This is a genomic window from Thalassotalea coralli (genome assembly GCF_055786205.1).
Genome location: NZ_JBVVBK010000004.1, coordinates 388,994 through 412,921 on the forward strand (window position 1 = coordinate 388,994; position 23,928 = coordinate 412,921).

General features: G+C 39.2%; 19 protein-coding genes and 4 tRNA genes. 18 read left to right on the top strand and 5 right to left on the bottom strand.

Annotated features, from left to right (window positions below; all coding sequences use genetic code 11):
• The first annotated feature begins 23 nt into the window (after positions 1-23).
• The 7 genes from truA (at position 24) to ACOB80_RS12750 (ending at position 7,940) form a co-directional block, all read left to right on the top strand.
• A complete protein-coding gene (truA, locus tag ACOB80_RS12720; RefSeq protein ID WP_473166215.1) occupies positions 24-812 on the top strand; it encodes a tRNA pseudouridine(38-40) synthase TruA in 789 nt (262 codons plus the stop codon).
• A 224-nt stretch (positions 813-1,036) separates the two neighbouring features.
• Positions 1,037-1,894, top strand: coding sequence for an acetyl-CoA carboxylase, carboxyltransferase subunit beta (gene accD / locus ACOB80_RS12725; RefSeq protein WP_473166216.1), 858 nt, complete (start codon positions 1,037-1,039; stop codon positions 1,892-1,894).
• A gap of 6 nt (positions 1,895-1,900) precedes the next feature.
• Positions 1,901-3,154 (top strand): bifunctional tetrahydrofolate synthase/dihydrofolate synthase, encoded by a 1,254-nt coding sequence (gene folC / locus ACOB80_RS12730; RefSeq protein ID WP_473166217.1) that lies wholly within the window; start codon positions 1,901-1,903, stop codon positions 3,152-3,154.
• Between the two features lie 8 nt (positions 3,155-3,162).
• Positions 3,163-3,798: an SPOR domain-containing protein gene (locus ACOB80_RS12735; protein WP_473166218.1), complete on the top strand. Its 636-nt coding sequence runs from the start codon at positions 3,163-3,165 to the stop codon at positions 3,796-3,798.
• Between the two features lie 70 nt (positions 3,799-3,868).
• Positions 3,869-4,357, top strand: coding sequence for a CvpA family protein (locus ACOB80_RS12740; RefSeq protein ID WP_473166219.1), 489 nt, complete (start codon positions 3,869-3,871; stop codon positions 4,355-4,357).
• A gap of 18 nt (positions 4,358-4,375) precedes the next feature.
• The gene (purF, locus tag ACOB80_RS12745; RefSeq protein WP_473166220.1) at positions 4,376-5,893 is read left to right on the top strand and encodes an amidophosphoribosyltransferase; all 1,518 of its coding nucleotides are present in this window, start codon (positions 4,376-4,378) and stop codon (positions 5,891-5,893) included.
• Between the two features lie 367 nt (positions 5,894-6,260).
• A complete protein-coding gene (locus ACOB80_RS12750; protein ID WP_473166221.1) occupies positions 6,261-7,940 on the top strand; it encodes a trypsin-like serine protease in 1,680 nt (559 codons plus the stop codon).
• Positions 7,941-8,057: 117 nt separating this feature from the next.
• Here the strand turns inward: ACOB80_RS12750 and ACOB80_RS12755 are convergent, their stop codons facing one another.
• Together ACOB80_RS12755 and ACOB80_RS12760 are read right to left on the bottom strand one after the other, a co-directional pair.
• A complete protein-coding gene (locus tag ACOB80_RS12755; protein ID WP_473166222.1) occupies positions 8,058-8,657 on the bottom strand; it encodes a Yip1 family protein in 600 nt (199 codons plus the stop codon).
• A 222-nt stretch (positions 8,658-8,879) separates the two neighbouring features.
• Positions 8,880-9,152, bottom strand: a complete 273-nt coding sequence (locus tag ACOB80_RS12760) for a hypothetical protein (RefSeq protein WP_473166223.1) — start codon at positions 9,150-9,152, stop codon at positions 8,880-8,882.
• 184 nt (positions 9,153-9,336) lie between these two features.
• Here ACOB80_RS12760 and ACOB80_RS12765 point away from each other — a divergent pair, with 184 nt between their 5' ends.
• The 5 genes from ACOB80_RS12765 (at position 9,337) to ACOB80_RS12785 (ending at position 17,313) form a co-directional block, all read left to right on the top strand.
• Positions 9,337-9,681 (top strand): hypothetical protein, encoded by a 345-nt coding sequence (locus ACOB80_RS12765; protein WP_473166224.1) that lies wholly within the window; start codon positions 9,337-9,339, stop codon positions 9,679-9,681.
• A gap of 288 nt (positions 9,682-9,969) precedes the next feature.
• The gene (locus ACOB80_RS12770) at positions 9,970-10,665 is read left to right on the top strand and encodes a tetratricopeptide repeat protein (RefSeq protein ID WP_473166225.1); all 696 of its coding nucleotides are present in this window, start codon (positions 9,970-9,972) and stop codon (positions 10,663-10,665) included.
• Positions 10,666-10,903: 238 nt separating this feature from the next.
• On the top strand, positions 10,904-11,662 hold the full coding sequence (gene miaE / locus ACOB80_RS12775) for a tRNA isopentenyl-2-thiomethyl-A-37 hydroxylase MiaE (RefSeq protein ID WP_473166226.1): 759 nt from the start codon (positions 10,904-10,906) through the stop codon (positions 11,660-11,662).
• A 206-nt stretch (positions 11,663-11,868) separates the two neighbouring features.
• Entirely contained in the window at positions 11,869-13,827 is a 1,959-nt protein-coding gene (locus ACOB80_RS12780; protein WP_473166227.1) for a TonB-dependent receptor, read from the top strand.
• Between the two features lie 510 nt (positions 13,828-14,337).
• Positions 14,338-17,313, top strand: coding sequence for a TonB-dependent receptor (locus tag ACOB80_RS12785; RefSeq protein ID WP_473166228.1), 2,976 nt, complete (start codon positions 14,338-14,340; stop codon positions 17,311-17,313).
• 297 nt (positions 17,314-17,610) lie between these two features.
• Here the strand turns inward: ACOB80_RS12785 and ACOB80_RS12790 are convergent, their stop codons facing one another.
• The gene (locus ACOB80_RS12790; RefSeq protein WP_473166229.1) at positions 17,611-18,342 is read right to left on the bottom strand and encodes a UDP-2,3-diacylglucosamine diphosphatase; all 732 of its coding nucleotides are present in this window, start codon (positions 18,340-18,342) and stop codon (positions 17,611-17,613) included.
• Positions 18,343-18,379: 37 nt separating this feature from the next.
• A complete protein-coding gene (locus tag ACOB80_RS12795) occupies positions 18,380-18,871 on the bottom strand; it encodes a peptidylprolyl isomerase (RefSeq protein ID WP_473166230.1) in 492 nt (163 codons plus the stop codon).
• A 136-nt stretch (positions 18,872-19,007) separates the two neighbouring features.
• On the opposite strand from ACOB80_RS12795, the gene cysS reads away from it, so the two are divergent.
• Both cysS and ACOB80_RS12805 read left to right on the top strand, forming a co-directional pair.
• Positions 19,008-20,393 carry a cysteine--tRNA ligase gene (gene cysS / locus ACOB80_RS12800; protein ID WP_473166231.1) on the top strand — a complete coding sequence of 462 codons (1,386 nt, stop codon included), beginning with the start codon at positions 19,008-19,010 and terminating at the stop codon, positions 20,391-20,393.
• 240 nt (positions 20,394-20,633) lie between these two features.
• Positions 20,634-21,473 (top strand): PEP-CTERM sorting domain-containing protein, encoded by an 840-nt coding sequence (locus ACOB80_RS12805; protein ID WP_473166232.1) that lies wholly within the window; start codon positions 20,634-20,636, stop codon positions 21,471-21,473.
• Positions 21,474-21,564: 91 nt separating this feature from the next.
• Here ACOB80_RS12805 and folD read toward each other — a convergent pair whose 3' ends face one another.
• Entirely contained in the window at positions 21,565-22,422 is an 858-nt protein-coding gene (gene folD, locus ACOB80_RS12810; protein ID WP_473166233.1) for a bifunctional methylenetetrahydrofolate dehydrogenase/methenyltetrahydrofolate cyclohydrolase FolD, read from the bottom strand.
• A gap of 292 nt (positions 22,423-22,714) precedes the next feature.
• Here folD and ACOB80_RS12815 point away from each other — a divergent pair.
• From ACOB80_RS12815 to ACOB80_RS12830, 4 genes are all read left to right on the top strand, one after another.
• Positions 22,715-22,791: transfer RNA gene (locus ACOB80_RS12815), tRNA-Pro, on the top strand.
• Between the two features lie 41 nt (positions 22,792-22,832).
• A tRNA-Arg gene (locus tag ACOB80_RS12820) sits at positions 22,833-22,909 on the top strand.
• 533 nt (positions 22,910-23,442) lie between these two features.
• A tRNA-His gene (locus ACOB80_RS12825) sits at positions 23,443-23,518 on the top strand.
• Positions 23,519-23,527: 9 nt separating this feature from the next.
• Positions 23,528-23,604 (top strand) — tRNA-Pro (locus ACOB80_RS12830).
• The last annotated feature ends 324 nt before the right edge of the window (positions 23,605-23,928 follow it).

A 23,928-nucleotide genomic window follows, 5' to 3' on the forward strand; every position in this document is an offset into this window, starting at 1 on the left:
TAACCAAGCAAGTAAATGAGTAAATGAAACGGTATGCGTTAGGCATTGAATATGACGGTAGTCGCTATTGTGGCTGGCAACGTCAAAATGATGTGATGAGTGTTCAAGAAACACTGGAAAAAGCCTTAACTAAGATTGCAGACGAGCCTATTGAAGTCGTTTGTGCAGGGCGTACCGACACAGGGGTAAATGCTACTAACCAGGTTGTTCATTTCGATACTACTAAAACACGTAAGGATGTCGCTTGGACTTTAGGTGTAAATACTAACTTACCTGATGACATAGCTGTTACTTGGGTAAAAGAAGTTGACGATAGTTTCCATGCGCGCTTTAGCGCAACGTCAAGACGCTATCGTTACATTATAAATAATCGTTTGTTTAGACCGGCTATTTTTCGCCATGGTATGACATTTTGCCACCACCCTCTAGATGAAAAGCTTATGCATGAGGCGGCGCAAAGTTTAGTCGGTGAGCATGATTTTACCTCATTTAGAACGGTACATTGTCAGGCACCAACAGCGATAAGAACAATAGAACACTGTAATGTGTCCCGACAAGGCGATTACATTATGATTGATGTAAAAGGCAATGCGTTTTTACATCACATGATTCGCAATATTACAGGCAGTCTGATGCGAGTTGGCAGAGAGCTTGAATCTGTAGAGTGGATAGCAGAGGTGCTTGCCGCTAAAAACAGGTGCGTAGCCGGCATGACTGCACCGGCAAATGGTTTATACTTTGTTGACGTAAAATATGCTGACCAGTATCAATTGCCTCAAAGCCCTTTAGGGCCTTTGTTTTGGCAAGATTGACAGCTATTAAAAGCATATAATTAATGATTAGTTGAACACTGATTGAACTAATTTGAAATAAGATTGGTCGTAAAGAAAGCGCCAACTAGACAGGGCAGACCAGTTTTTTATATTCTATGGGCCGTAAATTGTGGTCTAATTACAGGTTAAATACCTTTTTTACTGAAAGTAAACAAGGTGATATTAAATAAACAAATTTCGAGAAATTATTTTTAAGTGAAATTATGAGCTGGATTGAAAAAATTCTCCCAAAAGCGAAAACCTCGCAGAAACGCAATATTCCTGAAGGTGTATGGAGTAAATGTACATCTTGTAATGCGGTACTTTATAAAGCTGAACTCGAGCGCTTGTTATCTGTATGTCCTAAATGTGATCATCATATGCGTATTAGCGCGCGCAGCCGTATTGAAAACTTCCTTGATGCAGGTGAACGTGTCGAGCTAGGTGAAGAATTTGAAGCTCAAGATATCCTTAAGTTTAAAGATTCTAAACGATATAAAGATCGTATCGCTGCAGCGCAGAAAGCAACAGGTGAGAAAGATGCGCTTGTTGTAATGAAAGGTGAATTACATGGCATGCCTGTTGTTGCAGCTGCCTTCGAATTCTCATTTTTAGGTGGTTCAATGGCATCAGTTGTTGGTGCGCGCTTTGTTAAAGGTGTTGAATACTGTTTAGAAAATGATTTACCTTTCATTTGCTTTTCTGCAAGTGGTGGTGCTCGCATGCAAGAAGCATTATTGTCATTAATGCAAATGGCGAAAACAAGTGCTGCTTTAGCGAAAATGCGTGAAAAAGGCTTACCTTATATTTCTGTATTAACCGATCCTACTATGGGTGGTGTATCGGCAAGTTTAGCGATGCTTGGTGATATCAATGTTGCTGAACCTAAAGCACTTATCGGTTTTGCTGGTCCGCGAGTTATTGAGCAAACGGTACGTGAGAAATTACCTGAAGGCTTCCAACGCAGTGAATTCTTATTAGAAAAAGGTGCGATTGACATGATTGTGAATCGCCGTGAAATGAAAGATACACTAGCGCGTGTTATCGCTAAGTTTACTAATCAAGATTTAAAAGCCAGTTAAGTTTTTATGTCAGAAAACATTCAAAGCCACTCTCGCCGAAATATGCAAGAGTGGCTTTCTTATATTGAATCTATTCATAGTGTCGAAATTGATATGGGCCTTGCTCGTATTAGCGAAGTTGCGGCTCGACTTAATATCAATTTTAAAAATACACAGGTAATAACAGTTGCAGGGACCAACGGTAAAGGAACTACTTGTGCTTTTATCGAAAATGCTTTGCTTAAAACAAAACATTCTGTAGCTGTTTATTCTTCGCCACATATTAACAGCTTTAACGAGCGTTTAAGAGTGAATAAGTGTGATGTTGAAGATCAAGCTTTTGTCGATGCTTTTGAGCAAGTAGAAAAGGCAAGAGCTGAAATCAGCTTAACGTATTACGAGTTCACCACGTTAGCGGCGTTTGTCGTGCTAATGTCGAACTTACCAGAGTACATCATTTTAGAGGTAGGGCTAGGCGGTCGCCTTGATGCTACCAATATTATCGACGCTGACTTAGCAGTGTTGACTACCGTTGATTTAGATCATCAAGCCTTTTTAGGCAACACTCGGGAAGCTATTGGTCGAGAAAAGGCAGGGATATTTCGCAAGGACAAGATAGCGGTAATTGGCGATGCTAACCCGCCAGCTACAGTTATTGAATATGCGAATGAAATCGGTGCGAATACTGTTTATCGAAATACAGATTTTTCAATACAGAGTTCAGTTAATGATTGGGCAGTTACCTCAGGTAACAAGCAGTGGGATGGACTACCTAAGCCAAGTATTCCAAAAGACAACATCGCAACGGCATTACAGGCTCTGTCTTTATTATCGATTTCTTTGACTCAAGAAGATGTTATTTCTTTAATCAAAGAAACAAAAGTACCAGGTAGAACAGAATGGCTTGATACTGTTCCTGCTACTTTAATGGATGTTGGTCATAACCCCTTAGCTGCCAGGTACTTAGCATCTATTCTTAGTGAACATCAACAAGGTAAAATTAAAGCTGTCGTTGGAATGTTGGCAGATAAAGATATTGAAAATACCTTAAAGCCTCTAAAGACGGTAGTAGATACCTGGTATTTAGCTGATTTAAATGTGCCGAGAGGGGCAACAGCAGAAACCTTGGCAGGATATCTCGCAGAGCAAGACACGATTTATTGTTTTGACAACGTCGAAGATGCTTATAAAATGGCAACAACTCAAAGTCGTCAGCAAGATACAATTCTTGTGTTCGGGTCATTTTTTACAGTGGCTGAAGTAAAGCAATTGCTAGGGTAGGAAGAAGATTGTCAACGCCGTTTCAAAATCGAATAGTCGGAACCATTATTGTCGCAGCAGTCGCGATTATCTTTTTACCTGATATTTTTGATGGTGAAAAAGAACGATATCAAGAAGTTTTTGAAGAAATTCCTGTTGCTCCTGAAACAAACTTTACCGCAAATAAAAACAAACTCGATTCTCAAGAGTTTGTTGAACTTAAACAAGACAGCATTGTGGATGAAGTTGCGTTAGATGATGAACAGGGTGGTGTTTCCAATGCCAATAGTACCGAAAATGGAGAGGGTGTAAATCAAACTCCGCCTAAGGCTAAAACCACTAAAGACGATAAATCGGCAGAGATAAAAGAAGATAAAGTGGTTAAGGTGAATCCTGTTACACCACCTAAAGCAAAAGCCGATACAGCATGGGTCATTCAGTTAGGTAGTTTCAGACACAAAAACAATGTCGCTCAACTCGTTGAAAAATTGCGAAAAGCTGGGTATACGGTTTTTACGCACCCAATCAAAACGAAAAGCGGTACGCTAACGAAAGTTTTTGTTGGCCCAGAATTAAATAAATCCAGTTTAGAGAAAAAAATACCAGCCTTAAAAGAGTTAACTAAGGTCCAAGGTAAAGTTGCTCGTTATCAGCCAACAAAGTAATAAAAAAATTAGCTAAAAGTACCGCGCTTCTGTTAGAATGCGCGCCTCTAATCAATGAGAACTCTTTTTTATGGTTTGGATAGACTATGCCATTGTGGCTGTCATTGGTATATCAACGTTAATTAGTCTTGTACGAGGCTTTGCCAAAGAGGCGATCTCCCTCCTTGTATGGATTAGTGCGTTTTTTATTGCCAGCTCTTTTTATGCCAAACTTGCTACTTTACTCACCAATATCTCCGACCCTATGTTGCGTAACGGCGCAGCTATCGCCATTCTGTTTATTAGTACTTTAATTCTAGGTGCTATGGTTAACTATATTGTTAGTCAGCTAGTCGATAAAACAGGCTTGTCAGGCACTGACAGGGCGCTTGGCTTAGTTTTCGGCGCATTGCGAGGTGTATTAATCGTTAGTGCTTCATTATTCTTTATGGATGCATTTACACCGGCTTCTTCTGCTAATTGGTGGCAAGGTTCTCTACTGATCCCAGAATTTACATTGATAATTGAATGGTTTTTTGAATACCTCAAACAATCATCCAGTTTTTTAAACCAAGCTTAACTAGTTGGGGAAAACTATATGTGTGGCATAGTTGGTATAGTGGGTAACACGCCTGTTGGACAATCATTGTATGATGGTTTAACGGTTCTTCAGCATCGTGGTCAAGATGCAGCAGGTATTGTAACCATTAACGACAATACCTTTCGTTTAAGAAAAGCGAATGGATTGGTTAAAGACGTTTTTCACACTCGTCATATGTTGCGTTTACAAGGTAACATCGGTATTGGGCATATTCGTTACCCTACCGCGGGTACGTCAAGTTCGTCAGAAGCACAGCCTTTTTACGCAAATTCACCTTTCGGTATTTCGTTAGCTCATAACGGTAACTTAACTAATGCTGACGAGTTGAAAAAATGGTTATTTGAAGAAGCTCGTCGTCATGTTAATACAACCTCTGATTCTGAGTTGCTATTAAATATTTTTGCGCACGAGTTACAAAAGTCAGGTGACTTAAAGCTTACAACTGATGATATTTTTACAGCAGTAGCTAATGTTCATCGTCGAGTTCGTGGTGCTTACGCAGCTACTTCTCTGATTATTGGCCATGGTATGGTTGCATTCCGTGATCCTCAAGGTATTCGTCCTTTAGTTTTTGGTAAGCGTGAAACTGAAGCTGGCGTTGAGTACATGGTAGCTTCTGAGTCAGTTGCATTAGATGCAAATGAGTTTGAATTTGTTCGTGATGTTGCTCCTGGTGAAGCAATTTACTTTACCGAAGATGGTCAACTATACAGTAAGCAGTGTGCTGATGATCCTACGTTCTGTCCTTGTATCTTCGAGTATGTTTATTTTGCTCGTCCAGATTCAACGATAGATAAAATCTCAGTGTATGGCTCTCGCGTTGAAATGGGCCGCAAGCTAGGTGAAAAAGTTGCTAAAGAATGGGCGGACGAGGATATTGATGTCGTTATTCCTATTCCTGAAACTTCGTGTGACAGTGCTCTGCAAATCGCACAAACACTTGATATTCCTTACCGCCAAGGGTTTGTTAAGAACCGTTACATTGGCCGTACGTTTATTATGCCTGGCCAAGAACAACGTAAAAAATCAGTTCGTCGTAAGTTAAATGCTATTTCTGCAGAATTTGCAGGCAAGAATGTATTACTCGTCGATGATTCTATTGTTCGTGGTACTACGTCAGAGCAAATTATCCAGATGGCTAGAGCAGCAGGTGCTAAGAAAGTATACTTTGCTTCTGCAGCTCCAGAAATTCGATTCCCGAACGTTTATGGTATCGACATGCCTAGTGCAAATGAGTTGATCGCTCACGGTAGAGAGCTTGAAGACATTGCACAGCTTATCGGTGCAGACAAACTAATCTTCCAGTCTATTGAAGATTTAGAAGATGCGGTTCGCCTAGGTAACCCTGAAATTAAGCAATTTGAAACATCAGTGTTTAATGGCCAGTATGTAACTAACGATATTGACCAAGGTTATTTAGAAAAACTAGATGCACTTCGCAATAATGAAGTAAAAGAAAAGTCAGACAAAAACGCAGAGTCAATCATTGACATGCACAATGAAGGCGGCGAATAATCGAAAAATTACTCGTGCTAGTCTGAATCAGTAAACGATTCTAATTAAAATGAAAAAGCCTCTAAAGAAACACTTTAGAGGCTTTTTTGATTTCTGTTTCCCTACTAATTATTTATTACCAATTAATGAAAGCCTGCTCTTTTATTCAAATAGAAAGTTAAATTAGTGTAAATATTTTGTTACATTTATTTTGTTTTTATTTCATTGGCTTAGTTAGATTTTTCATTATTAGTTATTAGTTTTACGTCTGGTATAACCAGATGGAATATTGAGCAATGTTTTTGTGTTTTTGTATATCTGAGATATATATCAGACTCCGTTGCGGTAAAAACGGAAAGCATTTAATAACAAATATAATGAGAGAAAAATGATTACAAACAAAAGATTTTTACCCAAGAGCATTGGCTTGTCTGCTCTAGCTGCATTGACAAGTTTTTCTATGGCGTCACCAGCGGTGGCATTAGGTCAACAAGGCGCCGAAGATAGTATTCAAATTGTCGGTGGAACAGAAACTACACCATATTCTCGCCCATACCAGGTAGCCTTATTGATGAACGGTAGGCAGGGGTGTGGTGGAACATTAATTAGTCCACAATGGGTGCTTACTGCGGCTCACTGTTTAGATAGCGCATCTACAAGTAACTTAACGGTGAAAGTAGGAGCGCATAGCATGAGTCGTAACGATGGTACCACACATGCAGTAAGCCAAATTATTCGTCATGAATTTTGGCGTGGTGCTCAGAGTATTACTTCTGGCTATGATATTGCTGTGCTTCGCTTAGCTTCTCCTGCAAGTAGCTCTATACAACCGGCTTCTTTACCGTCTACTAGTTTGGCTGGCCAAATTGCTGCTGTAGGGCAATATTTAACAGTATCAGGATGGGGTCTAACAGTACCAGGTGGCAGTTCCGGTAGTGACGTACTTCGAGAGGTTGGATTACCCGTGATGACTAATTCCAGTTGCTCGAGTCAACTTGGATCCAACGTTGGCAATGGCGTAATTTGTGGGGATGGTCCAAGCAATCGTTCGGCTTGTAACGGTGACAGTGGTGGCCCATATGCGGCAAGTCACAATGGTAAATTTTATAGCATTGGTACAGTAAGTTGGGGAAGGGGGTGTCGAGGGGCAACTGCATTTACACGCACCACTGCTTACTTAGATTGGATTGAGCAGAAAACGGGCGTTAAGCCAGACGACTCAAACACTGATAATAAGCCAACGGCTAGATTTACTGCTAGTGTTAACGAACTTTCGGTATCGTTTACTAACAGTTCGACCGATGATAACGGCATTGCATCTTATGCATGGAATTTTGGTGACGGAAATCAAAGCACTGCTGTATCTCCAAGTCATCAATATGCACAACCTGGAAGCTATACAGTAACGCTAACGGTAACAGATACGGCAGGGCAACAAGATTCTACTGCGCAAAGCGTGACTGTCTCCGGTGACGTTTGTCCTAGTGTTGGCTATAGCTATAGTGCGTGGAACTCAAGCACAGTTTATCAAATAGGTGATAGAGTTAGTTATCAAGGTAAAAGCTATGAAGCAACTTGGTGGTCAGTTGGTGCGACGCCTTCGCTATATACAAATGTGTGGAAAGAGGTTGATGGTGGAAACAACAACTGCCCTGACGAAAACGAAGCACCTGTAGCAGGTTTTACATTCAACAGCGCTGACTTATCTGTGACATTTTCGAATCAGTCTACAGATGATAAAGGCGTGGTAAGTCATTCATGGAGCTTTGGTGATGGTGCAAGCTCTGCATCGGCGAACCCATCACACACTTATTCGAGTGCAGGAAGCTACAGCGTTAGCTTAACCGTTACCGACGCTGAGGGGTTATCAAGCACTATTTCTAAAACGGTTTCTGTTTCTCAGTCGACTGGTTGTAATGGAGTAGCGGCTTGGAATGCAAACACATCTTATTCGGTTGGTGATACCGTATCTTTCAATGGCCGTTTGTATGAAGCTATTTGGTGGTCAACTGGCGCTCAACCAGATGTGTTTAGCAATGTTTGGTCAAATCGAGGGGCGTGTAATTAAAACCAATTCAATATAATCGGTATAATCTCGTTCAGTGTAGAAATTATATTGGTGTAAAACTGAAAGAGGCACTTTAAAAGTGCCTCTTGTTATATACAATGAAGTAAAGATAATGACTTAAGAAATATATTCTGCGCTAAAGCCCATGCCAAATAATATTGCACTTGCTGCCATTAGAGTTACCAGTAATACTAAGCCGCAAGTTACCACAGAGCTTGCGTAAATAAAGCCTTTCTCTTCTGGAATATTCATCATAATTGGAATGCCAGAGTAAAGTAGGTAAACAGAATATGTTAAACCTGCAAGTCCACACACTGTAACAAACCAAAGTTCAGGGTATAAAGCACTGACACCTGCCATTAAAATAGGTGTAGCAGTATATGCTGCTAGCTCTAAAGATTGTGTGAAATCTGGCTTCGAATCAAAGGTTACAGCCATCCACTGTATTAAGTAAGCTAAGGCAAATACGCCAACTACCAATCCGCCATACATGGCTATAGACATAAGCACAGCGCTAGATTCTGCTATTTTTATAGTACTACCTGTACCGATAGACCAGCCTATATGTGCGGTAGCAAAGTAGCTACAAATGGCAGGTATTAAGGCGACCGTTAGGATGTGTACTAAGCTGTACATTAGGCTTTCGTGGCGTTTTTCAATTGTTTGCCACTCTTCTTTTGGATGAGCGTAAAGCCCCCATATATGATTTAAGATCATAATTATACCCTCTTGCTCTTTCCCCAAATTAATCGCGATATCAGTATGAGTTTTTGTTGTCTGTTCGCGTGTACATCAACTTTATTTTTTTTATTGTCGATATAGTATTTATGAAAGATGTATAAGCATTCGTCAAGAGTTGATTGAAAAATAGACGAATAAAATAGAGGCGGTGGATTTTTTATTGCTTTTAGTTATAAAAGAGAGGGTAAAGAGGCATAACTAGCTTACTTTGATTCTAACTACTTTCATAATTTCAATATCAAAGCCTGCAACGGTCTCAGACTCAGGGTAATAAGTTAGATTCACCTTTTGCCCTTTTAAGTTTTTATAAAGTTTTTTCCTTTTGTACTTAAAGGGAACATCGCATCCCTCAATCATTAGCGTATTAACAAACCAATCATCTTGCTCACGTTGCACGTGAGATAACACCTTTTGATTTTCACTGTGAACTAATTGGCGATGTTGTTCGAGTAATTTGTTTACTTTTTTCATTAATAAAAGGGGCTGGTTAAGTGAGTTGGAGTGGGATGACTATAGAGTATATGGCTTATCAATACTAGCCAAAGTCGCTAATGCGTTATTCTAAGGAGTAAGGCTGAAAAGTTATAAGATTTAACTATTGTGCAAATTCATATTGCTGATATTCTATTTTTATGTAGTACAAAAGGATTTATTCATGCATGTGTTTGTTCATGGTTTTTTTGGCAAAGAAGCCATTGAAACTATCGCTGAAAATGACGTTATCGAGTTAGCAATTGATGATGCCATTTTAAATTCAGTATTCAAAGAATATGTTCAATTGCTCGTTAGTAGCCAAATAGTCAATGAAAATGGGCCTAACAGTGCGTTAAACCAATCTTTTGATAGGCAGTGTGTGATGAAGCCTGAACAACTTCCATTGCTTATTCGTACTATTATTAAAATGATAAACCTTCACGGTCACAGCTTTCCAGAGCTAAACAACCTGCTGCAACTCGTTACTACCGCTAAAAGGCATAATAAAGATATTTATTGGTGTTAGTTAGCAATAAATTAAGATAAATGTTTGCGACTATAAGTTTATTAAAACTATGCCAAGGGAGCTATTTCACATAGTTTGTATTTATTTGTTCTTAGAGTTCTCGATGAACAGATCTTCTTTCAAGGTACCGTTCAGACAGGCTCATTTCTGCAGAGAGTATTATTGATGAGATGAGGTCATGCATTATAAACCAAATGGGTGACTAAGTATTGTATACAAAATAACTTTACTTACGAAAGGTTTAGTAGTAAAAGTTAAATCTACTTCTCAAAAAGGATTTAATACAATATGACCTTGCAAAAAATAATTAAACTTCTGATTTTAATGTCTTTCGTCCCTTTCTCTAGCATTAATGCCAATGAGTATGACCTCAGTTATTTTTGTAATAACGACTGCAGTTATGAAAGAAAGCAGTTTAAAAAGTATGCCAAAAGAGGTTCTAATTTAGCGATGCTAAATTATGGATTGATGCTTGTCACTGCGAAAGGTGGAAACAAAGAAGTAGAAAAAGGTGTTAGATTGATCAAGAAGGCATCTAGTAATGGAGGGATCGCTGCGCAATATCAACTAGGATATATGTACGCTTTCGGATTACATGTAGAGCAAGACCTAGAAAAAGCGAAACTGCTTTTAGAGCGAGCATCGAAAAAGGGAGTGAAAAAGGCCAAACAATATTACAAATTGGTAGAAAAAGGCGCAATTAGAGCTACTCAAGAAGTATATAGCACTCACCTGAAAAATTTTGAATACACAGGAAAGAGAAGCAAGACGAAAGAAAGTTCAAATAGAGAAAATGCTGGAATTGAAATTATCTCAATATCTCCTGGCTTTAACTATGAAGACGTCATTCAGGCTTCAATTGATCAGGTGTGTAAAGCTGATCATTGTGGCCCAACTCGAAGTATTACGCCAATGCCCGTATTAAAGCTCTCTTATGAGACTGAACTTCTTTTCGTAAAAAAAGAGTTATTGTCAGAGATATAATTTTTGATTTACATGTTGAGCCTTCATCTAACTTAAATTGACCGCTGCAGAAAAGCTCATACCTTTGTTGATTATAGGCTTTTTTTATAACACCATAGCTCGATAAAATAGCGATTCTTTGACATGTGAAGTGGCATTTTGTTTGATTTGAATCATGCAGTTTAGCTATCAAATGAAGGCGTAAAGCTCTCAATTATGGTAGAGTGTGTGCTAATTTGAGCAATAAACTAAAAACTTAATGTCGCATTCTCAATTGTTATCTCCTATTAAATCTTTTCTTCGTTGTGAAACACCTGATGAGTGGGTTGAAGAGGCGAAAAAGCCTGAAAACTTGGACATGGTGTTAATTGATCACCTCATTTGTGAACTCAAAGCTGCTCAATCGGCCATGTACCTAATTCGCAAATATGCTGTTGATAAGGAAAGCGGCGACGCTTTACTAGCTTGGTTGGCGCCTTTTGAGCAGCTAGTTTATAAAAAAGAAGGTGACTGGCGAGAGTTAGCTGACAAGAATAAGTTGTCAAAGTCTGTAGTGCCTAAATCTAACTCTCCTTACGGGCAAGATTTGATCGACAAAATGGTGTTATTGATCAAAGAAGAGTTACACCACTTTTATCAAGTGCTGCAAATTATGGATGAATACGGTATTGAGTATCGAAGTATTACGCCTGCTCGATACGCCAAAGGTATGATAAGTAATGTAACGACTTATGAGCCTAATACATTGATTGATAAACTAATTATTGGTGCCTATATTGAAGCAAGGTCGTGTGAACGATTTGCCAAGCTAGCCCCTCATGTCGATAAACGATTAGGTGACTTTTACATTTCGTTGCTTCGCTCTGAAGCTCGTCATTACCAAGATTATTTAACATTAGCTGAAGACATTGCGGGAAAAGATATTAGTGATCGCATCGAGTTTTTTGGTGAACTTGAGGCAGAATTAATTTCAACGCCGGATCCTGATTTCAAGTTCCATAGTGGCATACCTGTCTAGCTACTCTTAGGTAGAATTTTTCTAGAAAACTAATTAGGTAGTAGGTTGGCGATTAGGTTATTGAAAAAGCGAACAGTGATGGCGAATTTTCAACAGCTTGTTGGCTTTATCAACAATAATGTGCGATAAAACTTATAGGATAATCAGAAAAGTAACCCTTGTTTAGGTGTTGAGCTAATAGCTTTAGGGTTACAAAAGGTAGTTGAATGGTTCGCAAATTATTGGTGTCGACTTTAACTTGTCTAAGCTTTGGTTCGATTGCCAACGAAACTAGCATTAGTGATTCTTTATTTGAATTGCCTTTAAAGGATTTACTTAATATTGAAGTGAGCATCGCTTCGGTAGAGTCTGAGTCTGTGATGGAAACTCCTGCAATTGTCTCTCGATATTCTCGAAGCGATCTTGAGTCCATGGGGGTATCCAACTTAAGAGAGATGTTTAACTTTGTTCCTGGTGTTAACGTTCAAGACAGCATGCCAGGATGGGCGTCGGTTCAAATTCGAGGAATTGACGAAGTTTTTAATCAAAAGGTCTTGTTCTTATTAGACGGGGTTCCTTACCACCAGCCATCTCACTCTCTAATCCCGATGGAAGGCGTACCTTGGGAATCAATCTCTCATATAGAGGTGATTCGAGGACCGGGTGCTGTATTTCATGGATCACAAGCGTCGAGCGGGGTAATAAATGTTATCACGAGAAAAGATACTAATAATGACTCGATAGCGTTGAAGCTAGGTAGTCATCAGCTGGTAGAAGGGCATACTTTTTTGAGTAAAAGTTTATCTGATGAATCTTCTATTTATTTAGCTGCAGAATATCGAAAGGAGGATGGTCACGTAGTTAACTATCAACAAAACTTTGGTGAAGGTATCTTTATTGAAGATGAGGTTAATCGTAAGTTAGAGAAAAAGTCCTTGCTGGCAAAATATTCAAATCAAGATTTTTCAGCAATGTTTCAAACTTTTTCTGATCATACTGTGGGTGTTAATGATGTCTACACTAATTTAAAAACACTTCAGCCGTTTATTGTTGAAAGTAATGGATATCTCATTCATGTAGCGAATACCTGGTCTTTAGACGACTTGAAAGTTACCAGTTTTGCGGATTATAACCACTATACATTCGATCTGTATATTAACAATGCACTTGGCCCTGAAGTAGGGGCTTTGGCATCTAAAGGAAAGCAAGATGATAAAGACTACCGCTATCGTCTTGGTGCTAGTTTCGCGAAAGAAATGACCAAACAACTCGACCTAGTTGGTGGTTTAGAACTAGAGTCTCGCTCTGTAGGAGCATATAGTTTAGCTCCTGAAGAATCGCCAGAAAACCCGCTTGTTACTTTGTTCGACAGAAGTATTGTTCGAGAAATGTCTGCATACGGTCAGTTTGAATATACAGCATCAGACTGGAGTTTTGTTTTAGGGGCTAGGCTTACCGACAATGAACTCAATGGGCAAAAGGTAACGCCAAGAGTAGGTCTTGTGTACAAAATAGACGAGAGACAATCTATTAAAGCTCTTTACTCAACTGGCTTTAACTCACCAAACCCAACGCAAACAAGTATTGTTTTACCCGGTGACGTCATGGGAAATAGCGATTTATCTGCTGAAGTTGTTAAAGCATCGGATATTGCTTATTCATACTCAAAAGAGAATCTGCTTTTTGTCGCAAATCTTTATTACTTGGAAGCCGATGGTTTTATTGTGAGAAGGTATAGTGAGCCCGATAATGCGGTGTCATTTTTTAACGAAGGTAACTTTATTAGAAGCGGTGCAGAATTTGACTTGCAACATAAGACTGGCGATAAAACTTTATTTGCTAATTTGTCTTATCTAAGGGAGGGGCACGAAGAAGATTTTGACGATGCTGACGCCTTTCGTGTTCCTAAACTTACTATGGCAGTGGGGGCCAGTATAAATATAAGTGATAAGCAGTTGATAGGGGGTAACTTGTCCTATATCGGTGCAAGAAGAGATCTCGACAGTTACACCGTAGTTAACCTAAATTATACCCTAGAAATCGATAATTACGCTTTTTCTATAGTTGCTCGTAATATTTTTGATGATGAAATAATAACCCCAAACAACACTGCACAAAATAGCCTGTTAAATGGCTATGGAGAAATCGGTAGAAACTATCAATTAGTGTTTAAAGTGGGCTTTTAACCAAGTTACTCCTCGCTAACCTTTGTCTAGTTAAAAACGACGAAAATTTATCAGGAACCTTATTAACATTAACGAGGTTTATTATGAGTGATTACACTTTTTCATAAGTAACAGGTTAAATTTGTAATATACAAAAAATGTTACAAATTTAACCTCACCTTAAAAATAGAATTTTTATTGATGCATGTTTTTTTTTAATCGATGCATTCACTATTGCAAATAAAATTCTCTTAAATCTTTTGTACTTAGCTTCCTTCACGCTTCTCTCTTTCTGTTTTACTAGTATCATTTAGAATGCATGTTTACACTTAGTTAACATATTGTTAACTCTTTTTCAATCGATTGTGTTGTTTTTTATAAGATTTGGCTACATCAAATAATAAAATGTAATACAAATATTATAATACATATTGTATGCAATCTTTACAGTCCAAAAAATGCTCTGTACCATGTGTAACCGTAATGTACATATTGTATACATTATGTAAAATAATAAAAAGGAAACACAAAATGATTAACAAGAAAAATATAATCAAACGCTCTGCATGTGCGCTTGCTGTTGCTTCAGCAATGACGCTAACAGCTCCTGCGTTTGCAAGTGATTCATTTAATGGTTCAGTAAAAGGGGTGGTAGAAACACAAGATCAACAACTTTTATCTGGTGCTACGATCACGTTGAAGCATAAGACAAAAGGTATTACACGTACCATTACAACAGGTGCAGACGGTAGCTATTCACTGCGTAAATTGCCTGTTGGTGAGTACACGATGACTATCCAAAAAGATGGTTATGAACAAGTTCTAGAAGAATCATTACTTGTTAAAGTTGGTACAGCAATCACATATAACGGTACGTTGTTCACAGCAGGTACTGATATCGAAAAAATTCAAGTAACAGGTAGTGCAATCGCTAAAGTGAATGTTGAATCTTCAACTGGTGGTATCGTTATCACTCAAGAAGAACTAGACTTTCTTCCTGTAGAATCTGGTTTCGAATCAATCGCTGAACTAGCGCCAGGTGTTGTTAGTAACGGTGTTTTTGGTGCAGCAAGTGTTGGCGGTAGTTCATCAGCTGAAAACTCATACTACCTTAACGGTTTAAATGTAACTCACATTAAAACTGGTATTGGTTCGATTGACATGCCTTGGGAAGGTATTGCACAAACTGAGGTTATGACTGGCGGTGTTTCACCTGAATTTGGTGGTTCATTAGGTGGTATTGTTAATGCGGTATCAAAATCAGGTACTAACGAATGGGAACTTGGTGTTTACGGTCGCATTGACCCTTCTGCACTGCAAGAGCAGCACAATAACCTTTTAGACAATGAAGGTAACTATTACTCAAACAGTGAGCAAGATGAGAGCCAGTTCACGCGCTTAGCTATTTCTGGTGGTGGTGCTTTAATTGAAGATAAATTATTCTTCTATGGTGTTTACGCTCCTCAGAAAAATGAATACGACGCCGCAGGGCGCACAACAATTGATATTGGTGAGTTTACATCTGATCGATACCTAGCAACACTTGATTGGTACATTACAGATGATCACTCTTTAACTGCTACAGCAATTGGCTTCGAATCTAAATCAAAAGGTAAAACTTACAACAACGATTGGGAAACGCAAGAAGTTGGCACTGAGCGCGGTTCATTCCGCACTAAGACTGGTGGTGATATCTTCGGTTTAACATACTCAGGTATTTTAAATGATGATATGTCGATCGAAGTGGTAGCTGGTCGCACAGTTGATGAAACGTTTAATACTATCGATGACAACAGCCCATATGTAGCTTCTTGGTTGTTAGGTAACGGTCGCTACGTTTTCCCGTATCAATCATCTACATTTACTGAAGCAGAGTTTATTCGTGATCAATTCCGTGCTGACTTTAACTGGATTTTAGACGATCACGATATCAAAATTGGTTTTGACTACACTAACATCAAAGTAGATTACACCAATGGCCCAACAGGTGAAGGTGACAGAGCTGGTTGGTGGTATGCTTACTACGCATATGACGGAAACCCAGTAGACTACCCTACAGGTACAGGCTTTATCGAGCAGCGTATAAGAACTGACTTTACTGACTCAGAAACGAATTCTACAGCAATTTACATTAGTGATACTTGGACTGTTAACGACCAGTTAGTATTAAACTTAGGCGTCCGTATTTCTAATGTTTACAACACAGTAACAGATGGTCGTAAATATATTGACATTTCTGGTCAAATCGCTCCTCGTTTACAAGCAAACTACGATTTAACTGGCGATGGTACTTCAAAAGTATACGCAACTTACGGTCGTTACTTCCAACCTGTATCTGCTAACATGAATATCACACAAGGTGGTTCTCGTGCAGATAGAAGTTTGTACTACGAACTAGGTCAACTTGACGCTAACGGTGAAATTACACTTGACGCTGACGGTGCGCCAAATGTTGGTGCTTACTTAGGTGAAGATGTAGTTTCTCGTGGTACACCAGATGAAGTAGACCCAACATTAATCGCAAGTCAAGACTTAGAACCAATGTATACTGATGAGTTCACTATTGGTTACCAAACTGAGATTGAAGATACTGACTTGGTTTATCACGTACGTGGTATTTACCGCGAACTAGGTAATTCAATCGAAGATACTAACTATGCGCCAGTACTTAAAAAGTGGTTTGCAGAAAATGGTATGACAGGTGCTGGTAACTATCATTACATAGTAAACAACCCTGGTTCTGACTTAGACATTACTTACGACTTTGATAAAGATGGAACTGCTGAACGAGTTTTAATCCCTGGTGAATATACACAGCTTCCAACGCCTACTCGTAAGTACGCAGCTATCGAAAACGTTATCGAAGGTAGAGTTGGTGACAACTTCCGTTTCAATGCTTCTTATACTTGGTCACACGGTTGGGGTTACACTGAAGGTTTAGTTCGTACAGATAACGGCCAGGACGATCCAGGTTGGACAACGTCTTACGACTACGCTGATTTGATGGACCATTCTTACGGTAACTTACCGAATGACCGTCGCCATTCATTCAAAGCATGGGGTGTTTATAACATCAATGATGATTGGACTCTTGGTCTTAACTTACGTGTAACATCTGGTACACCAATTAGTAAGTTTAACCGTCACCCTGAAGGCGTAGATAGCTGTGCTCCTGGTTCAGTATGGGAAAGCTGTAGTAGCCGTGGTTACGACTTCGTGTCTTTCTACGATGAAAATGGTAACCCAGCACCACGTGGTTCATTCGGTGAAACAGACTGGTTGAAAGAGTTTGATGCAAGTATTCAATACATTACAGACATCGGCGATAGCCAATTGCGTTTAAAAGCAACTGTTTACAACGTATTTAACTGGGATACGCAAACATCAGTATACCAAGAAGTTGCTCGTGATGGAGCTAATGGCCTAGAAACTGACCCTAACTGGGGCATGACTACAGGTCGTTTAGGCGCACGTTACGTAAGCTTAATTGCTGAATTTACGTTTTAATTTGAAATAAACGATTCGTAAATTTAAAAGCCGAATACTTATGTATTCGGCTTTTTTGTTTGAGGGAGACAAACAAGTAAACGTATATAAAGCTAAAAACCAACTAAAAGTCTTATTACATTACCTTCAGTTTTGCTTTAACGTTACTGGTTGCTGAATCTACCACATCATATTGTAAGAGAAATTAAGGGATTATGGTGTGCTATTTGAGTATTGTATTGCTCATTACTACTTAACTGTTATTCAATCAAGCAGTATGGAATCTCTAGGGCAATAGCTATTACAGTTGTTTGTGAGTTAATCTAGAGGCCGATTAAGTAAATGAAAACCTGTTTCATCTATTTTTAACCAAGAGCCTTGCTCGTACCAGTCACCTAATACGATTCTTCTATATGACTGTCCATTTTCTTGCCATTGATGATCTGCCGGGCGATGAGTATGCCCGTGAATAATGAGCTGGCTGGCGTTTTTAGTGAAGCAGTTCAACACTTCTTCTGGTGTTACATCCATAATATCTTGCGATTTCATCGCGGTAGATTCTGCGCTGCGTTTGCGATAATTTTCTGCTATTTTTCTACGAACAAAAAGCGGTAAGCTTTTGATCATGGTTTGCCACCACCAAGTGCGAGACTTTTTTCTAAACGCTTGGTAATCAACATCCAATGTGCATAAGGTATCGCCATGCATGATAACGACAGGCTGGTTGTTTAGTTCAACTAATGCCACCTCAGGAAGTAAGGTCATTCCGGCACGAACTGCATATTTCTTACCTAATAAGAAGTCGCGATTTCCGTGGATAAAAAATACCTGTGTACCTGAATCACTTAACGCTTTTATACCGGCGGCGATGGTATTGGTTAATTCCGACTTGTCGTCGTCACCAATCCAGTATTCAAATAGGTCACCCAATATGTAAAGGGCTTTAGCGTGAGGTGCTTCTTGTTGCAAAAATGACAAAAAGCAGGCCGTTATATCGGGCCTGCTTTCTGATAAATGCAAATCAGCAATAAAATAAGTCGTTTCTGACATGCGCTAACTAACGGCTCTTAATAGTGATGAGTGCTAGTTATTCAACGATAGTTTCGTTGATAATGATCTCTTCTTTTGGCACATCATCATGGAAGCCAAAACGACCCGTTTCAACCACTGTCATTTTGTCAACAATGTCCATGCCTTCAACTACTTCACCAAATACACAGTAGCCCCAGCCTTGAACAGACTCATTTTTAAAGTCTAGGAAGTCGTTGTCTACTAAGTTAATAAAAAATTGAGCAGACGCTGAATGTGGATCTTGTGTACGGGCCATGGCTAATGTGCCACGCTTGTTTGATAAACCGTTGTTAGCTTCGTTCTCGATGCTAGCACGAGTGTCTTTTTCTTCCATACCTGAAGCAAATCCACCACCTTGTGCCATAAAACCTTTAATTACACGGTGGAAGATAGTGCCATTGTAAAAGCCGTCTTTTGCGTATTGCGCAAAGTTTTCAGCTGTAACAGGTGCTTTGTCGAAATCTAACGCGATTTTAATATCGCCTAAACTTGTTTTGAACGTGATCATAAAAATTTCTCTAAATAAATGTTGCAGCGATTGTAACCTAATGGCTAAATCTGTAAAGAGAAGTGATGATTATATTAGGAACTTCGGCTACAATGCCGCCGATTAATTTTATTAATGTGAGGAGAAGACACAAATCATGCTACACATGTATAACACCCTAACGCGCGAGAAAGAGCAGTTTACCCCAATTAACGATGGTAAAGTGGGATTGTATGTATGTGGTTGTACTGTTTACGATTTGTGTCATATCGGTCATGCGAGAACTTACATTAGTTTCGACAACATTGTTCGTTACATGCGCTTTTCTGGTTACGACGTTAACTACGTACGTAACATTACCGATGTTGAAGACAAAATTATTAACCGTGCGATTGAAAACGGTGAAACGCCAGAAGAACTCACAGAGCGCACAATCGGCTATATGCATGAAGATTTCGATGCATTAAACTTGCTACGCCCTGACTTAGAGCCTCGTGTAACCACTCACATGGCTGAAATCGTTGAGATGATTGAAACCTTGGTTGCAAAAGAACATGCCTACGTAGCTGGCTCTGGCGATGTATTGTTTGATGTGTCTAGTTTCGAAGATTACGGCAAGTTAAGTGGACAAAACCTTGAGCAACTGCAAGCAGGCTCTCGCGTAGATGTTGATGAAACTAAACGTAATCCATTAGATTTTGTTTTATGGAAGTCTGCAAAACCTGAAGAGCCTAGCTGGGATTCGCCATGGGGGCCGGGTCGCCCTGGATGGCACATCGAGTGTTCGGCGATGAATGCGAAAGAGCTAGGTAAGCACTTTGATATTCACGGTGGTGGTTCAGATCTTCAGTTCCCACATCATGAAAATGAAATTGCGCAGAGCTGCTGTGCATTAGACACGCCATACGTGAACTATTGGATGCACACAGGTATGGTGCAAGTAGACCAGGAGAAAATGTCTAAATCACTAGGCAACTTCTTCACTATTCGTGATGTACTAGCTAAATATGACGCGGAAACTACACGCTTTTTCTTAACGACAGGTCACTATCGTAGCCAATTAAATTACTCTACGGAAAACCTAGAACAAGCAAGAGCCTCTGTTGAGCGTATTTATACGGCGTTGAGAGATGTAGAAATAGCATCCGACTTTTCTTTAGACAATGAGCATGAAGCCGTGGTTGAGTTTCGTCAAGCAATGGACGATGACTTTAATACCCCTCAAGCTTTATCTGTATTGTTTGAATTAGCAAAATCACTAAACGTTGCAAAACAGCAGGGCAGTGATGAAGCAAGTCAAATAGCGGGAACATTGAAAACGCTTGGTGGCATTCTAGGCTTATTGCAGTTAGACCCAGCTAGTTTCTTGCAAGGCAACGACAGCGACGACGAAGTGGCTGAAATTGAAGCTCTTATTGCGCAACGCAATCAAGCGCGTGCCGACAAAAACTGGGCACTTGCTGATGAAGCTCGCGATAAGCTAAAAGCAATGAATATCATCCTTGAAGATAGCGCAGGCAAAACCACATGGCGCAAAGGATAAGAGCTACCAACAATTAGCTCTTAACTTTACATTGTAAAGGACAATAAAAAAGCTCGCTAAATGCGAGCTTTTTTATTGGTTACTTTCAGTATTAGTTTTCTTAACCACTTTATTTGTAGCTATTCAAAAACAATCTACCCTTTTTTAGTATACATTATACTTTAATGAGGGCGTACTGTTTTAAAATTGTAATATTTCTGTATAATTCGCCATCAAAAAATAATAAATGGAATAAAAACAATGCGCAGCAAAGGACTTTTAAAAAACATAATATCGGTTATCTTTTTTGTTTTATCTGTTCAGGCACCATCTGCCGTAGCAAACTTGCTAACGTTCGAGCTTACTACAACTCATGAATACACCTACCATTCTGAAGTAGATTATTTGACGGGTGAAAGGTCTTTTGATTGGCCTTTAACGCCAATTCCTTCAACATCGTTTTCTATCTCATATGATGTAAATTTGGCAACCGAATTTGAAAGAGGATCAGTTGGGGGGGACTATTATGAATATACTCGCGATAATAAACATTACTCTTTGTATATCAATGCGTTTAATATAACGCCTATCTCCGCATTTACACCTTTTAGTAATAGCTTGATGGCATTCCCAAATGACTTTGGTAATGATCACGTAGAAATATTTGATCGCTATTTCGAGTTGGTCTTTGAAAGTAGGGTAGTTAGTGATGCTACAACAGGAGAGATCTTGTTTGATGATTCAAGGCAAGGTTTTAGAGTTATTAACCAATTACAAATATCAAATATAACTAAGCAGAAAGACTATTTTCATAACATAACGGTTTTTATGGGGATGGAAAAAGATTTTCTGTCGAAAAAAGCCAAAAAGTTTACTAACGCTGAGCTCAATAATTTCTTGGCGGCACCACAAGGCTTTACAAGCATGTGGTTCGATGAAGGGTTTGGTGCCGCTGAAAGTAGTGTCGATTTTTTTTCTGAAAACTATCGCGGCTATTTAGGCGATGCAAGTCATACTTATGCAGTGCCTGAGCCACATATGTTGATACTGTTTCTCTTTGCCGGTTTAGCTTTAGCTGCCAGAAGAAAACAGGTTGAGTGATAAAATTCTTTGCCTAAAATAACCCGATAATAAAAAAGCTCGCTAAATGCGAGCTTTTTTATTGAATTAAACTAATGCTTTACCTGAGTCATTACTTGTCGTTGTAGTCTTCACAAGCGATTAAGGTATTTTCGATTAAGCTTGCCACTGTCATAGGGCCTACGCCGCCGGGAACAGGCGTAATAAAGCTAGCTTTTTCTTTGGCGACGTCATATTCAACATCACCCACTAAGGTGCCATTGTCTAAACGGTTGATACCAACATCAATCACGATAGCGCCTTCTTTAATCCAGTCACCTGGAATAAAGGCTGGTTTACCAACAGCAACAACAAGAAGATCAGCATTACGAACTTTTTGTTCTAGGTTCTTAGTAAATCTATGAGTAGTCGTTACAGTACACCCTGCAAGTAATAACTCTAACGTCATAGGGCGGCCTACAATATTTGAGGCGCCAACAACTAATGCGTCTAATCCATGTGGATTAACGCCTGTCGAATCAAACAAGGTCATAATGCCTTTAGGTGTACATGGACGAAGACCCGGTTGACGTAAAGCAAGCTTACCTACGTTTGAAGGATGGAAACCATCAACATCTTTATTCGGTGAAATAGTTTCTATCACTAAATTGGCATCTAAGCCCTCAGGTAAAGGAAGCTGAACAAGGATACCATCAATTGAGTCATCGTGATTCAATTCACGAATTAGGCCTAACAGTTCATCTTGTGTTGTGGTTTCAGGAAGATCAAATGAACGCGAAACAAAACCCACTTCTTCGCATGCGCGGCGTTTGCTGCCAACATATACTTCTGAAGCTGGATCATTGCCAACTAAAATCACGGCCAAGCCGGGTGCGCGTAGCCCTTTGTCTAGGCGTTGCTGAACCTTTTCTTTAACTGAAGTTCGAAGTTGCTGTGCAATGGCTTTGCCATCAATAAGAGATGCCGTCATAGTTCCTGAAATGTTCACAAGTAAAAATCGCCGCTATTTTCGCATACTTTATCTAACGAGTGTAGCCTACTTTTATTGTTATATTGTATACCTTAATCTGAATCTGTTTTGATTACGTAGTGGTATGCATAGTTACTGATTACATCGTCATCAATTAGTGCTATTTTTGCTAGATGTTGTTGCAAAAGTGAGCGAACGCTTTTTTTTGTGAAAAAAAGGTTTGACGAGAATCGTGCAACTCGGTAATATCCGCTCCCGTTGAAGGCAGCAAGCTTTTAACAAAACTATATGTCGGTGATTAGCGCAGCTTGGTAGCGCACTTGGTTTGGGTCCAAGGGGTCGTAGGTTCAAATCCTACATCACCGACCACTTTCTATTTTCAATTAGGAAGTGCCGCTAGTAGGTATCGTGCGCCCTTAGCTCAGCTGGATAGAGCAACGCCCTTCTAAGGCGTGGGTCAAAGGTTCGAATCCTTTAGGGCGTGCCATTTCTCTTTATTTCCTTTTTAATTCTGCTCCTTTTTAATTACCATTAAGATAGATTGCGTGTTTAGCGTGGGTATTTTTATTTAATTTTTTGTTCTTGTTTAATTTCCAGCTTATCTTTTTACTTACTTGGTATTTAATCTTTAATGACTAATAACGATAAGCAAAACGATAGCTACTTGAATCAAATAAACATGCTTTAGTTATTCTGCGTATCGTATATAGGCTTAATGTAAGTTAAGGTTAAATAGAGTGATAAATGGAGAACGAGTACGTTGGGAAAGTTACGGCAACACTCGCGCTAATTATTCTAAAATTAATACTGGCCAGTCTGCTGTCTAAATAGCCTTTGATGCGGTGTTTTTGAACGTTTTAGCTAAAAAATGAACGACTAAACTTTTTTGCAAAAATAACTGCGAAATATTGTTGACTTGGCATCTAATTGTCATTAGTATACGCCCCGTTCCGAACAAGGGTGGTAAACATTTACTGCTATTTCTGTATAACTTGTTGGAATGTAAGCATTTTTGCTATGGTGGCATTAGCTCAGTTGGTAGAGCCCTGGATTGTGATTCCAGTTGTCGTGGGTTCAAGTCCCATATGCCACCCCACTTTTCAGTCGGTGATTAGCGCAGCTTGGTAGCGCACTTGGTTTGGGTCCAAGGGGTCGCAAGTTCGAATCTTGCATCACCGACCACTCTTCTCTTTATTGTTTTATTTCACTATTTTTTTATTTATCGTCACTTTGCATGAGTCCGTCAGATATTTTTCAGCAAAATATTTATTTTTTCTCGACGTTTAACCTCTTATTTTTATTGGCTTGTAGCGAAATAATTACCTTGTTTTTAAGGTGATTAGCGAATTCTTAACTAATAGGTTAAAAATTAATTGCTTTTCCCTATCGACTCTTGTAGAAAGCGCCGCTATAATTTCGCGTCATTATTTTTAAATAGGTTCATCTAAGGACTTAACTGAAAGTAGTTATCTAACAGTTAAGTTGGTGTACATGGCAATGATTGCG

What these genes read in the sequence shown, in the direction of transcription:
- ACOB80_RS12790 (WP_473166229.1), bottom strand. Translation starts at nt 18,342, where the DNA reads ATGTCAGAAACGACTTATTTTATTGCTGATTTGCATTTATCAGAAAGC.
- purF (WP_473166220.1), top strand. Translation starts at nt 4,376, where the DNA reads ATGTGTGGCATAGTTGGTATAGTGGGTAACACGCCTGTTGGACAATCA.
- ACOB80_RS12740 (WP_473166219.1), top strand. Translation starts at nt 3,869, where the DNA reads ATGGTTTGGATAGACTATGCCATTGTGGCTGTCATTGGTATATCAACG.
- cysS (WP_473166231.1), top strand. Translation starts at nt 19,008, where the DNA reads ATGCTACACATGTATAACACCCTAACGCGCGAGAAAGAGCAGTTTACC.
- folD (WP_473166233.1), bottom strand. Translation starts at nt 22,422, where the DNA reads ATGACGGCATCTCTTATTGATGGCAAAGCCATTGCACAGCAACTTCGA.
- folC (WP_473166217.1), top strand. Translation starts at nt 1,901, where the DNA reads ATGTCAGAAAACATTCAAAGCCACTCTCGCCGAAATATGCAAGAGTGG.
- ACOB80_RS12755 (WP_473166222.1), bottom strand. Translation starts at nt 8,657, where the DNA reads ATGATCTTAAATCATATATGGGGGCTTTACGCTCATCCAAAAGAAGAG.
- ACOB80_RS12785 (WP_473166228.1), top strand. Translation starts at nt 14,338, where the DNA reads ATGATTAACAAGAAAAATATAATCAAACGCTCTGCATGTGCGCTTGCT.
- ACOB80_RS12760 (WP_473166223.1), bottom strand. Translation starts at nt 9,152, where the DNA reads ATGAAAAAAGTAAACAAATTACTCGAACAACATCGCCAATTAGTTCAC.
- ACOB80_RS12780 (WP_473166227.1), top strand. Translation starts at nt 11,869, where the DNA reads ATGGTTCGCAAATTATTGGTGTCGACTTTAACTTGTCTAAGCTTTGGT.
- ACOB80_RS12805 (WP_473166232.1), top strand. Translation starts at nt 20,634, where the DNA reads ATGCGCAGCAAAGGACTTTTAAAAAACATAATATCGGTTATCTTTTTT.
- accD (WP_473166216.1), top strand. Translation starts at nt 1,037, where the DNA reads ATGAGCTGGATTGAAAAAATTCTCCCAAAAGCGAAAACCTCGCAGAAA.
- ACOB80_RS12770 (WP_473166225.1), top strand. Translation starts at nt 9,970, where the DNA reads ATGACCTTGCAAAAAATAATTAAACTTCTGATTTTAATGTCTTTCGTC.
- ACOB80_RS12795 (WP_473166230.1), bottom strand. Translation starts at nt 18,871, where the DNA reads ATGATCACGTTCAAAACAAGTTTAGGCGATATTAAAATCGCGTTAGAT.
- miaE (WP_473166226.1), top strand. Translation starts at nt 10,904, where the DNA reads ATGTCGCATTCTCAATTGTTATCTCCTATTAAATCTTTTCTTCGTTGT.
- ACOB80_RS12765 (WP_473166224.1), top strand. Translation starts at nt 9,337, where the DNA reads ATGCATGTGTTTGTTCATGGTTTTTTTGGCAAAGAAGCCATTGAAACT.
- truA (WP_473166215.1), top strand. Translation starts at nt 24, where the DNA reads ATGAAACGGTATGCGTTAGGCATTGAATATGACGGTAGTCGCTATTGT.
- ACOB80_RS12750 (WP_473166221.1), top strand. Translation starts at nt 6,261, where the DNA reads ATGATTACAAACAAAAGATTTTTACCCAAGAGCATTGGCTTGTCTGCT.